General features: G+C 51.5%; 6 protein-coding genes. 2 read left to right on the top strand and 4 right to left on the bottom strand.

Annotated elements, in window-relative coordinates; genetic code table 11:
- Positions 1-19: 19 nt before the first annotated feature.
- Positions 20-1,879 (bottom strand): RagB/SusD family nutrient uptake outer membrane protein, encoded by a 1,860-nt coding sequence (locus AC23NW_RS33555; protein ID WP_487454999.1) that lies wholly within the window; start codon positions 1,877-1,879, stop codon positions 20-22.
- A gap of 18 nt (positions 1,880-1,897) precedes the next feature.
- Positions 1,898-5,059 (bottom strand): SusC/RagA family TonB-linked outer membrane protein, encoded by a 3,162-nt coding sequence (locus AC23NW_RS33550; protein ID WP_487454998.1) that lies wholly within the window; start codon positions 5,057-5,059, stop codon positions 1,898-1,900.
- A gap of 665 nt (positions 5,060-5,724) precedes the next feature.
- Between AC23NW_RS33550 and AC23NW_RS33545 the strand changes: the two genes are divergently transcribed.
- Complete coding sequence (locus AC23NW_RS33545; RefSeq protein ID WP_487454997.1) at positions 5,725-6,786, top strand: DUF4097 family beta strand repeat-containing protein; 1,062 nt, start codon at positions 5,725-5,727, stop codon at positions 6,784-6,786.
- Positions 6,787-6,935: 149 nt separating this feature from the next.
- Positions 6,936-9,305 carry an ABC transporter permease gene (locus tag AC23NW_RS33540; protein ID WP_487454996.1) on the top strand — a complete coding sequence of 790 codons (2,370 nt, stop codon included), beginning with the start codon at positions 6,936-6,938 and terminating at the stop codon, positions 9,303-9,305.
- A 45-nt stretch (positions 9,306-9,350) separates the two neighbouring features.
- Here AC23NW_RS33540 and AC23NW_RS33535 read toward each other — a convergent pair whose 3' ends face one another.
- Entirely contained in the window at positions 9,351-9,530 is a 180-nt protein-coding gene (locus tag AC23NW_RS33535; protein WP_293845181.1) for a hypothetical protein, read from the bottom strand.
- A gap of 69 nt (positions 9,531-9,599) precedes the next feature.
- Positions 9,600-13,208: Ig-like domain-containing protein (locus AC23NW_RS33530; protein ID WP_487454995.1), on the bottom strand; the 3,609-nt coding region annotated here is incomplete at its 5' end.

Here is a 13,208-nt window from a genome sequence, read left to right as displayed (position 1 = left end):
TTGCCGGAACCTTTAGCGATTAATAGCCAGGGTTTTGCACCAGTTTATTATTCCGGTTCATCTCGTCGCGGCTGATCGGTAACAGGTACATTTTATCTAACCACGTCCGGTTTTCCTTACCCGGATCGATCTCGAATACCTTGTAGCTGTAATCGTAACTGGTCGGATCATACTTGTACAGAGATACCGATTTGCCGGCTTTCAGCGTACCGATAATATTAATACCATTAGCTTTCCGGCCCAGCGTTGCATCAGCAATCATCCAGCGGCGGGCATCATGGTACCGTTGTTCCTCAAGGTACATTTCAATCCGGCGTTCGTTGCGGTAGCGCTGGCGCAAGGCAGCTCCCGACTCAGTCAGAGCAGGCATACCCGACCGGAAACGGATTTTGTTCAGCCACGTACGCGCTTCCGCATCCTGACCTAACTCAATACACGCCTCGGCATAGTTAAAGACCGCTTCAGTATAACGCAGTGCCGGCCATGGTACCTCCTGCCATGTGTTCTGATCAACAATCGCCGGGTTTGCGTCGATAAACTTACGGGCATAGTAGCCGGTGTAGCTGCCGTTCCAGTCTTCGATCGGGCTGTTACGTGTATCCAGACCAAAGTGAGTGGTTTTGGCACCTGATGCGTTCACGATCTCATAACGACCGGTCTGAATCTGCCCCAGCGGATCGCGGGACGCGTTTGCAGCGCTCCGTGGTTTCCACTGTGAACCATCATACAGAATAGAGGCGTAGAAACGCGGATCACGGTTACCATACGGATTAGCGGCATGCTCCGGTTTGTTCCAGTCAAACTTCGACCCATCCATCATTTCGTAGTCATCAACCATCAGCTGCACCGGCGTATTACCGGCCCAGTTGTTATATCCGTTCGGGCCATTAAATAAGCCCTGACGGCCACCATTCTCTTGTTTTGCATTGATAAAATAGCGGCCAAACAACATTTCTTTTTCACCACCGTTACGCGACATAGAGTTGTTGATGTATGTCTGCGTTGCTTCATCTTTCGATAAGGGCGCGCTCAGGGTCAACATATTACCGTATCCGGCAATATCGACAACAGCTTTAGCCGCATCTTTTGCTTTCTGCCAACGATCAGTACGGCTGCCGCTCAGCGATCCGAAAAACTCCGGTTTCGCATAAGCTGCCAGGACGCTTGACTTGGCCTTAGCGGTTGGCACGTCGTGCAGATCACTGGCAGCATACAATAACACCCGTGATTTCAGGGCCAGCGCCGCTGCCTTGTTGGCACGGCCGCGGGCCATTGAACGGCCATCGAGCAATTTAGCGGCTTCGTCGCAATCCTTAACGATGAAGTTCACACACTCATCCCATGTATTGCGCGGAGCCAGATAGTCCGCTTCGCCGAGGTCATAGGCACGGTCAATCAGAGGTACACTACCATAGTAACGAATCAACTGCTGGTAGTAATAGGCCCGCATAAAGAGAGTCTCACCCCGTAGCCGTTCCACTACACCGTTTGTGTTGGTAAACTTCGGAGTTTCCAGATTTTTCAGAGCCAGGTTACACGCCCGGATTCGTGAATACATGCTCGGCCAGCTCAGCGTACCATTTACCCAACCGATATCAGCCGGATTTGAGCGCGACTCTGTGATTGTCGTAATCCCGCGGCCAGGGTGCGTAAAGATTGTTTCATCTGTCAGCGAGGCCAGCATCTGCTCATCAAAGCCTCCATTCCCTAAACCGGCATAGATTTCCGTCACGAAGGCATCTGCCAGCGCAGCATCCGTCCACACCGCTGATTCGGACACCTGATCAAGCGGTTGCGTATTTACAAAGTCATCATTGCAGCTTGTCACCATGAAGGATCCTACAACAGCTGCTACCAATAGATATTTCAATCGATTCATAATCGTTCAGCGTTAGGATTAGAAACTAGCCGTCAAACCAAGGTTCATAATTTTCGACTGTGGATAGTACTGGCCTGTCGAGTTGATGGTCTCAGGGTCATATACACCCAGTTTATTCACCAGCGTAAACATGTTCAGACCGTTTAGATAGACACGGAAGTTATTGATTCCGACTTTTTTACCAATGTTTTCTGGAATCGTATAACCGATTTCGAAGTTTTTCAGACGGATGTAGTCTGAGCTGCGCAGCCAGTATGTGTTATTATTTGAGTAATACTGATCACTCCGGTTCGCAATCCGTGGGTGAACGCTGCTCGGGTTGTCAATCGTCCAACGGTTTTGGTAAATATCCAGCAGGAAGTTACCAATGTTACCTGATTCACCGGCACTTACATACTGCTTCGCACCGGCAGATCCCTGGAAGAGAATCGTCAGGTCAAAGTTTTTGTACTGTGCTGTCAGGTTCATACCGCCCTGGAACATCGGAAGCTGGGTGAAGTTCGTCCGAACCTGATCATCCGGTGTAATTTTACCGTCATTGTTGTAGTCTTGATATTTCATATCACCAGGACGCAACGTACCGACAATCGACTTATAATCAATCTTGTTGGCATCGATTTCGCCCTGATCTTTGAACACGCCGTCATAGATATAAGCCATGAATGTATTCATCGGGCGGCCGGTTGTCCGCTGCCAGTCCGGAGCACCCGGAGCTTCGTCCCAGAACAGGATTTTATTTTGCGCGTAACCACCGTTCAGGCTAATGCTATACTTAAACTGCTTGGCCTGATTCCGGTAGGCGATATTAAAATCGAAACCGCGGTTTGCTACTTTACCAATATTTTCGGCAGGCAGCGATAAACCGGTTGTTTGCGGTACAGAAGCGTTACGTGTCCAGAGGATGTTGGTACGCAGATTGTAGAAGTAGTCGAGTTCAAACGAGAATTTGCCATTCATCAGTTGTCCTTCCAGACCAATATCTGAGTTGTTGGCAACCTCCCACGTGATGTTCTTGTTCGGAATCCGAGCTTCAAACAACGTCTTGGTTTCTACGTTATTTACAATATAACTCCGGAAACCATATGTCGAGAGATACTGATACGTAGCGATCTGGTCGTTACCCAACTGCCCCCATGAACCGCGCAGTTTCAGGTAGTTTACAGAAGGTACATTGTTTTTCCAGAAGTTTTCTTCTGAAATAACCCAGCCCCCCATTACACCAGGAAAGAAACCATACCGAGTCTCTTCAGGGAAGATATCAGAACCATCGTACCGCCACAGGAACTCTGCCAGGTACTTTTCCTTATAATTGTAAGCCGCCCGGCCAAAGTAATTGATACGCGCCCGTTCAAAGGCTCCGCCACCGTTATTTTTCTCCAGGTCACCACCGGCAAACAACTGGTCAAGTGCCGTAGAGATAAAGAACCGGCGATATGCATTAAAGTTATCCCCTTCGATAGTTTCTTTGTTTGTACCGGCCAGGACCGTAACACCGTGGTTACCAAACTTGCGCTCATACGTCATTATACCGCCTAACAATACGTTCAGCTGCGTTTCATTACCCAGCGTCAGACGAGGTTCGGCCGGTCCGCGCAGGCTTGGCACCAGCTTAGGAGTCTTACCATCCGCTTCGAAGCCAGACCCTAACTGATACAATGTCCATGGTGTCTCCCACCGCTTCGTATTCCGGTTACGCTTATCAAGGGCGGCTGTACCCGTAAACTTTAACCCTTCGACCCCCGGAATCTTGATATCAATCTGTCCGTTAGTCTGTACATAAAACTGCTTATCACGGTCATAACCCGTCAGGTTTGTTGTGATAACCACCGGGTTTTCACCATTTTCAATATCAGGACCCGGCAAACCATTCGGCCAGAAAGCCGGCTGATTCGGCTTACCCCGCATCTGCATCCGGAAAATGGCACCGGCTGATTTAGTCGGGAAGCGGCGATTTTCTTCACGGCCCAACATGCCAATACTAACGTTAACATATTTGTTAATTTTAGCATCAAGGTTCAATCGCAGGTCATACTGAGAATAGCCGGTAGCCGAGTTTTTGTAAAAGGCATCCTGATTCTGATAACCAAGCGAAGCCAGATACTTGATGTTGTCCGTACCACCCGTCAGCTGCAGGTTATGGCGTGACTGTGGCGACCATGGTTTCAGAGTAGCTGCATACCAATCTGTATCTGGATATAACCATGGGTCAGAGCCATCGTTATATTTCTGAATTTCAGCAGGCGAGTACGGCGCCTTACGTACCGTACCGTTAGGGCGTGTAAATGAGCCACTCGCTCTATAAGCTGTATTGGCGGCTGACCACTCATTTGTCGGTAGCTGATAGATATCCAGATCATTCAGCATCTCAGCATACTGAGCAGAGTTAGCCAGTTTTGGAATTACAGTCGGCTGCGCCCAACCTTGGTTAAACGAGTACGACAGTTCTGGCTTACCCGTTTTACCACGTTTTGTGGTAATCAGGATTACCCCGTTCGCCGCCCGTGAACCATAGATGGCTGCCGACGCATCTTTCAGAACCGAAATCGTTTCGATGTCGGCCGGGTTTATCCGGCTGATCCCTCCTGCCCGGGCAGGAACACCATCAATTACAATCAAAGCATCGTTGTTACCCAGTGAGTTGGCTCCGCGAATACGGATTGATGAGTCATCATAGCCAGGCTCACCGCTCCGGTTCACCGCGACAACCCCCGCCATACGGCCCGCAATTGAGTTTGAGAGGTTAACGGCCGGTGATTTCACCAGTTCGGCCCCTTTTACGCTGGCAACCGAACCGGTTACCGTTTCTTTCTTCTGAACACCGTAACCAACGACAACGACTTCATTCAGTGTTTTCAGGTCGGTTGCCAGTGTTACATTAATAGCAGATTGTTTAGCCACCGCGATCTCCTGGGTAAGATACCCGATAAACGAGAACACCAGTGTACCATTACCGTTTGGCACCGACAGGGAGTAGTTACCGCCATTGTCACTGACGGAGCCCGTTGTCGTACCTTTTAAGACAATACTAACCCCCGGAAGGGCCTGCCCCTGATCATCGACCACTTTCCCTTTTACCGTAAAATTCTGGGCAAAAGAGGCCGTCACCGTACCGACCAGCAGCAACAAAGCGAAAAGACCGGCTTTTACACTTTGGAATTTCTCTGGAGTAGAAATTTTCATTGAAGATAAATTAGAAAAGAACTAACAGCCTTTTGTTTACAAATAGGGACTTGTTCCCGGACGGTTACAAGACAAAGAAGAGCATTCCATTATATCAAGAGGATCTACATACTAAGTTGGTAAAATTGGTAATGCAGGCTTGATCGCACGCGCTGTAAACCCCTTTATGAAACAGGGTTAAGCAACAGCCGGAGCATGGTGTTGCCGGATAATATGCATGGTCTGTTAACTACTAACTGGAATGAGGAAAGGCCGGGACAGGCAGGCTAACCGGATATGGCACGATATTTTTCATACGTTTTAAGGTTAAGATCAGAAAAGCATTTTACAATGGCATTGTAATGTTTTTGCACAATGAGGTCTTACTTATGCATAAAACAAAGATATTCTTAATTTTTATTAAAAAGTACTTAACGACTCTATTCTACCATGCAATATCATCACTTAGTATCAATATTGTTAAAAAACAGTCAACACTGGGCAAAATATGACAATTATTAGCAATTTTAGTATTATATCGACCTACTAATTTACTTAATTCCGGTACACATATTAAAATAAAGTTAAGTATTGATTTCAGGCAGATTCAGAAAAAAATCAAACTACACGCAACGTTTCGGCACACTACTGCATCTTTGAAAAAACAACAACAAAAACGCTGAGCCATGAAACCATTACTATCTGTTCTCACACTGCTTGCCTTTATCACGTTATCCTCGTTTACAGGAACGGATGATAACCTGCCGCCGTATCAGGTTAAGTCATTCAAGGGCAATCTGACAAACCTGCGGGTTGAAACGTCAGGCGGGAGCATCTCTGTTGAAGGCGGTCAGTCGGCCGAAACAAAAGTTGAAATGTATGTGCGGCCCAACAACTGGTTTGGCAAAGACGAACTCTCAAAAGATGAAATTGCCGAACGCCTGAAAGAGTATGATATTACGCTCGATGCTCAGGGCGGAACAATCATTGCAACGGCAAAGCGTAAAAATCAGGACGGCAACTGGAGCTGGAAAAACGGCGTCAGTATCTCATTCAAAGTATATACGCCCCGCAACATGAACACCGATCTGCGGACATCAGGCGGCAGCATCCGGCTGGCAAACCTGACCGGCCAGCAAAACTTTGCTACCAGCGGCGGCAGCCTCAACATTAACACCATTGAGGGTAATATCAACGGCCGGACATCGGGCGGGAGCATCACGATGGCCAACTGCCGCTCGGGCCGCAGCGGCGAACGCATCGACATGAGAACCTCGGGCGGGTCGATCACGGCCAGCGAATCGACGGGAGATATGCACCTGACAACGTCGGGTGGTTCGGTACGGATGACCAACCTGAAAGGCCAGATCGATGCCCATACCAGTGGCGGCAGTGTTCAGGCGAACGATATTGACGGCAGTCTCAAAACCGGCACATCCGGTGGGTCTGTCCGCCTGACGGGCATTGCCGGCAGCGTTGATGCCAGTACCAGCGGTGGCAGCATTGAGGCCGAAATCACCCGCCTCGGCGACTATGTCCGGCTCAGCGGCAGTGCGGGCAGCGTCCGCGTACGGATGCCGCTCAACAAAGGCCTGGACCTTGACCTGCGCGGCAACCGTGTGTCAACGGCCTCGCTGAGTAATTTCGACGGCAGCATTGAAAAAACACGGGTAACCGGTCGCCTGAACGGTGGCGGTATTCCGGTAAAAATCTCTTCGGCCAGCGGCAGCGTTTACCTGAACGACTAAACCGAGGCTGTCCCTTTCTGAACGGGTGATGTCCGCGTGCGGACATCACCCGTTTTTTTATCCCCTATACCCTTCTGATAATCAAGCAGATTATCTTTATGGCATATTCCTTGAGGCTCTATTCCGGCAAACCTTTATAGCCTGAAAATATGCTCCGGTCTTACTTTACCATCGCGCTTCGGAATCTCTGGAAGCACCGTCTGTTTACCGCTATCAATATTTTCGGACTTGCTTCGGGACTAACCGTCTGTTTACTGGCCATTACCCATATCCGGACCGCATTTACCTACGACACCTTTCATCCCCACGGCGAACGCATCTACCGCGTGTTGACCGATGTCGAAGACAAAGGCAGCAACCTGACAGCCTTTGCAACGTCACCGATGCCCCTTGCTCCGCTGCTTACCCGCGACTATCCGTTTATTGAAAAAATGACCCGGTTTACGCGGGTATACGGTGACATTAACGTCAATAATAAGCGGCTGGATGCGACAAGCTATGCCGTTGATCCGGATTTCTTTTCCCTATTCGGCTTCCGCCTACAGACAGGCAGTCCCGCCACCGCACCCAATACGGTTGTGTTGACTAACGAAACAGCCAGACGCTTTTTTGGCAAAACCAATCCAATCGGCCAAACCATCCTGATCAGCGATCTGGCTCCGTTGACCGTTACCGGCGTGCTGGCAGACGAGCACCGGAATTCTCACCTCCGCTTTGATTTGCTGATTTCGCTGAACGGAGCCAATGCCAGTGGCCGGAAATTCCTCAGCGACTGGAAAAATTACACGGGTGGCTACACCTATGTACGCCTCAAACCAAACACGCCTGTCGCAACATTCGACCGGATTCTGGCCGGATTATCGGCTAAAATCTGCCAGACTACCCAATTCCCCTATGCCAAACGCTACACCTTCCGGAGCCAGGCGCTGACCAGCATTTCCCCCGCCTTTACCGAACTGGCCTTTTCAACCTATGAGCCGCAGATTGGTGGCCTCAGCGTCGAAATGGGGGTTGGTTTACTGACCTTACTGCTGGCAGGCTTCAACTATGTGAACCTTACGCTGGCGCGCTCGCTGAGCCGGGCGCGGGAAGTAGGTATCCGTAAGGTTTCGGGGGCGCTTCGCTGGCAGCTGATGGGCCAGTTTATGGCCGAATCAGTGGTACTTTCCGTTCTCGCGCTGGTGCTGGCGTTTGTCTTTCTGCAACTTGTGACACCGATGCCTTTTGTTCAGCAGTGGCTGGTTAAAGGGGCAACCTGGGATGTATCACTTTTCAGTCTTTTTGTCGGTTTTGCCTTAGTAGCTGGTCTTGTGGCCGGTTTTGCACCCGCCCGTATTTTATCTGCTTTCGAACCGGCACAGGTTCTCCGGAGCCATACCGGACTGAAAGTGATCAAAGGCATTTCATTACGTAAGTCCCTGATTGTGGCTCAGTTTTCCATTTCCATGATTGCCATGATCGGATTACTGACCATGATCCGGCAGCAGCGGTTTATGGCCAGCTCGAATTACGGTTTCCGTACTGAACGCGTCTTAAGTATTCCGTTGGGCGGCCTTCCCTATCAGCGGCTGGCCAATGAGTTAACGTCAGTGGCCGGTGTCGAAGAGCTTTCCCCGTTGTCGGTGATGCTGGCCGACCACGGTGGCGATGATCACAACATGGTCCGCCGGAGCCGGTCGGCTACCGACTCGGTTGGTACGATGAGCATTTCGGCTGATGCGGGTTTTCTGCCAGCTATGGGCCTGAAGCTGGTAGCGGGTCAGAACCTGCCGGTCAGCCATAACGATTCGTCGGGCCGGCTGGTTCTGGTGAATCAGGAGATGGTGAAGGCGTTGAAGCTGGGAGATAGCCGGGATGCGGTTGGTAAAACCATCTGGCTCAACGACAGTACGGATGTGCAGATTGCCGGGGTTGTGGCCGATTTCCGGTATGCGACCATGGCATGGGCCATTATGCCGCTATTGATTCAATACCAACCTCATCGTTTCCGGTACCTCAACCTTACGGTTGCCAACGGAGCCGAAGCGCAGGTGCTGGCCGACGTTAACCGTATCTGGAAAAAACTGGCGCCATATGACTCCTTTGAGGGCCAGTGGTATACTGACTATCTGGATCAGCGCCACAGCCATAACGACGACCTCTTTTTCATGTCACTACTCGTAGGACTTGCTCTGTCGATTGCGTGTCTGGGGCTGCTTGGAATGGTAACGTACAATACAACGTTACGCATCAAGGAAGTCGGTATCCGGAAAGTGCTGGGGGCGAAAGTGGGCGAGCTGGTCTGGTTACTATCGTGGGACTTCGTCCGGTTGTTACTGATTGCCAGCGCCATTGCTTTTCCGCTGGGAACGTTACTGGGGTACACCTTTCTGATGAGTTTCGCCTATCATGTCAGTATTGGCGTAGAAACACTGGGCGGCTGTCTGGGCATACTGCTGCTTGTGGGTGGATTAACCATCGGCTGGCGGACGTACCGTGTAGCCCAAACCAATCCGGCCAACAGTCTTCGTTCTGAATAACTGACAGGAGTGGGCAACATTGTTGCTCACTCCTGCCGCATGTATTTATGCATCGCGCATCCGGCGGCCTTTGGCTTTTTCCGACGACTTCGCCTGATCGCGCTCGTATTCTTCTTTCTGGCGTTTTTCCGCCATCAGGTTCCGGTATAATCCGTTAAGGACATAAATATCGTCTATCTCATCAACGAGCTGATGAATCTGCTCCCGAATGTGTTCAATACGCATAGCCTGTATTCATTTTACCAACAGCATAACTATGTAAACTGCAGATTGTCGGTTAAAACTACAGTTTTTTTACGGCTTTACCGCCTTAACCTGTACCTGCTGCCCATCAGCTAAAACGCTAATAACATAAACACCAGCCATTTGGCCTAATGTAACCGATATACTGACTGATTCGGTCAGTGGTTCCTGAACCGTACTGCTGACGAACCGCCCCTGACTATCGTAGCACAGCACCCTCACCGCTTTACCTGCCCTTAAACCAGTCAGCCGAAGGACCGCATGGCTTGTCAGCACAGGATTTCCCAGCAACTGCACCTGCAAACCGCTGCCCCCCTGCGCCTGCCTTCCCCCTGACCCGCATGCCTGTGCAGGGTTCCAGAGTAAACTGCTGACAATCCCCTGCTGCCGTGCAAAAATCCGGACCGTTTCCCCGCTTTCCCGGATGGCAGCCTCCAGTGTATGCTCCGTCCGGGTTGTCCAGCCGGTAATACCAACTGCCATGAATTCAACCGGGCTATTGTCCCCGCCCGCCACCTGAAAGCGCAACCCGCCGGTCTGACAATCGTATACAGGCGGCAACAACGTCAGGCTGACGGGTGATGCAGGCTGAGCACTGGTGGTAGCGGGTGGTGGTGGTAGCGGTACGGCTGCCTTCTGGCAGTATCCTTTCAGATCGAACAGGTAACTGACCAGAGAACTTCCTTGCCGGGCATAAATCAGAACCGGCGGTTGTTCCAGCCGGAGCGCCTCCTCTACGTGATGGATTGCCTGGGCTGTCCAGCCGGTAACCCCGACCGCCATATACTCAACCGGTTGCCCGTCTCCTCCCTGATACCGGAACGTAATCACGCCGGTACCACAGCTGTATAAAGGTTCCAGTAAGGCCATTGGCTGACCTGTATTGCCGGTTGGCGATCCGGGAATGGTCGTTGTTGTTGACGGTGGTGGCGGGGTCACCGGAATACGCTGGTTCCAGGGTCGGGTGCTGTCAGGACATGCCGCCGAAATAAGCGGCAGATTATACTCAAAAACCTGCTCCTGCGTACCCTGACGAACACGGATAAACAGGACTTTCGGATCCCGGTGTACCAGATCATCCCCTGCCATTACACAGGCTTCGGTATTCCATTCGCTTACATTGTCAATCTTATACGTTACTGCCGACCCGTCACCGCCGCAGGTGGCTATACAAACAGTACTTTCCTTACAATTCAGCACCGGTGTTTTCAGACGAAGCGGCTTGTCCGGCCCCGGAGAACAATCACCGCAGGTGGCTACCAGGTCAAAGGAATAAGTCGCGATATAACCCGATTGACGTACGTACAGAATGATGGTTTTCGGATCACTTCTCAACTCGTCCGGTACTGTTGCCGACAAGTTTGTTGTCCAGTCGGTCAGCCCGGAAGCACGCCATTCAGCGGCCGATCCGTCGCCGCCTTTCATCTGTATGATAAGTTTGCCTGATGCACACTCGTAGATCGGGGCAATAAGCTGTAAATCAATCTTATTAACGAACAGGGCTAACGTGGCCATGGCCGTTGCGCCGGCATTATCACTCACGACATAGTCAATAACAGGTACAGCACCGGTAAACGCAGGTGTTGGCAGGAACGTAAACGTACCATTCCCATCAACGGTTAGGGTGCCGTTACCTGGTATCGTGATCGAAATTGGCTCATTACTGTTTAGTGTATAATTGATACCGTTCGCAGTAATCCGGCTGATCCGTAAATTGCTTCCCTCCGGATCGTAGTCATCTGTCAGTAAATTACCGGTCAGCGAGCTTCCAAGCAGCACTGTCCCCGCATTCGGTCGGGCAACCGGCGGGCAATTCGCCAGATCGCTTATGATAACAGATAACGCTGCTGACAAGCACCCACTTTCTTTATCTTTTGTCAGAATAGTCAGCTTTGTGCCCGGCACAATAGCGGTTTTAAGGGCAGATTCCTGAAAATCAACGCCACCGGTAAAGCTATACCATTGATTTGTTGATGACGATATAATCGCTGCTGTTCCTGTTAACGTCAGGCAATTCGGCTGTACCACATTCGCTATTGGCATAGCAGGTACTACCGGAGCGGTATTGACCGTCACGCTCACCGGCCCCGATTCACAGCCCGAAGCCGTTGAGCGCACCTTAAGCTGGTAAACACCTGCCGCCAAACCGCTCTTTACATTGCCTGACTGATAACTCAAACCGTTGTCGAAACTGTAGGCCACGCCGCTGGCGGGTGTATTGACGGTAATCGTCCCCGTCGAAACGGCACAGGTTGGCTGCACTACATTCGCCGTTGGGTTGGCCGGTACTTCCGGAGCCGCGTTCACCGTTTCGCTCACGGGCCCCGACTCGCAGCCCGAAACCGTCGAACGAACCTTGAGTTGGTAGACGGCCGACGCCAAGCTACTCTTCATATTGCCTGACTGATAGCTGAGGCCGTTGTCAAAACTATAGGCTACGCCGATGGCCGGCGTATTGATCATAATCGTTCCCGTCGAAACGGTACAGGTCGGCTGCACCACACTTGCCGTTGGGTTGGCCGGTACTTCCGGAGCCGCGTTCACCGTTGCGCTCACGGGCCCCGATTCGCAACCCGAAGCCGTCGAGCGAACCTTGAGTTGGTAAATGCCTGAAGCCAAACCACTCTTCGCATTGCCAGCCTGATAGGTTACGCCATTATCAAAGCTATACTCAACGCCGCTGGCCGGCGTATTGATCGTAATCGCTCCCGTCGAAACGGTACAGGTCGGCTGCACTACACCCGCCGTTGGATTGGCCGGTATTTCCGGAGCAATGTTCACCGTTACGCTCACAGGCCCCGACTCACAACCCGAAGCCGTCGAGCGGGCTTTGAGTTGATAAACGCCCGAAGCCAAACCGCTCTTCGCATTACCTGACTGATAACTCAAACCGTTGTCGAAACTGTAGGCCACACCGCCGGCGGGCGTATTGATCGTGATTGTCCCCGTCGAAACGGCACAGGTCGGCTGGATCACATTCACCGTTGGGTTGGCCGGTACTTCCGGAGCGGCATTGACCGTTGCGCTCACGGACGCTGACTCACAGCCCCAAGCCGTTGAGCGAACCTTGAGTTGATAAACGCCTGCCGCCAAAATGCTCTTTACATTGCCTGACTGATAACTCAGACCGTTGTCGAAACTGTAGGCCACACCGCCGGCGGGCGTATTGATCGTGATTGTCCCCGTCGAAACGGCACAGGTCGGCTGGATCACATTCGCCGTTGGGTTGGCCGGTACTTCCGGAGCGGCATTGACCGTTGCGCTCACGGACGCTGACTCACAGCCCCAAGCCGTTGAGCGAACCTTGAGTTGGTAAATGCCTGAAGCCAAGCCGCTCTTCGCATTGCCTGCCTGATAGCTGAGGCCGTTGTCGAAACTGTACTCAACACCCGTAGACGGCGTATTGATCGTGATCGCTCCCGTTAAAACGGCACAGGTCGGCTGGATCACATTCGCCGTTGGGTTGGCCGGTACTTCCGGAGCGGCATTGACCGTTGCGCTCACGGACGCTGACTCACAGCCCCAAGCCGTTGAGCGAACCTTGAGTTGGTAAATGCCTGAAGCCAAGCCGCTCTTCGCATTGCCTGCCTGATAGCTAACGCCGTTGTCGAAGCTATACTCAACACCCGTAGACGACGAAGAAACCGTAATCGCTCCAGT

The sequence above is a fragment of the Arsenicibacter sp. R0_47 genome (genome assembly GCF_057652235.1).
This window is presented reverse-complemented; position numbering and strand designations above follow the sequence as displayed.

Coding starts and splice junctions, on each gene's coding strand:
- AC23NW_RS33545 (WP_487454997.1), top strand. CDS start 5,725: ATGAAACCATTACTATCTGTTCTCACACTGCTTGCCTTTATCACGTTA.
- AC23NW_RS33540 (WP_487454996.1), top strand. CDS start 6,936: ATGCTCCGGTCTTACTTTACCATCGCGCTTCGGAATCTCTGGAAGCAC.
- AC23NW_RS33555 (WP_487454999.1), bottom strand. CDS start 1,879: ATGAATCGATTGAAATATCTATTGGTAGCAGCTGTTGTAGGATCCTTC.
- AC23NW_RS33535 (WP_293845181.1), bottom strand. CDS start 9,530: ATGCGTATTGAACACATTCGGGAGCAGATTCATCAGCTCGTTGATGAG.
- AC23NW_RS33550 (WP_487454998.1), bottom strand. CDS start 5,059: ATGAAAATTTCTACTCCAGAGAAATTCCAAAGTGTAAAAGCCGGTCTT.